The 228-nt window shown below is 59.6% G+C and carries 1 protein-coding gene; it reads left to right on the top strand.

The genetic code is table 11. From position 1 onward, the window contains the following. Positions 1-228 (top strand): DUF2345 domain-containing protein (locus tag ACM6G4_RS00015; protein ID WP_414912727.1); only part of this gene is annotated, 228 nt, incomplete at both ends.

The raw sequence follows: 228 nt of genomic DNA, 5'->3' as shown, positions 1-228 counted from the left end.
TCGCCTGGAGCTGATCGCACGGCACGGGTTGGAGATCACCAGCACCGAAGATGAAATCCACATCACGGCGAAAAAGAAAATCGTCCTCAACGGCGGGGGCAGCTACATCACCCTGGAGACGTGTGGCATCGAATCCGGCACGGCGGGTGACCACAACATCAAGGCGGCGCATTTCGAGTACAGCGGTCCGGCGAGCATGAAGGCCACGCATCCGGACTATCCGCAAAG

Source organism: Pseudomonas sp. IT-P258, assembly GCF_949767825.1.
Classification (GTDB): domain Bacteria; phylum Pseudomonadota; class Gammaproteobacteria; order Pseudomonadales; family Pseudomonadaceae; genus Aquipseudomonas; species Aquipseudomonas monachiensis.
The sequence above is the reverse complement of the archived record's forward strand: the minus strand, read 5'-3'. Positions and strand labels throughout refer to the sequence as shown.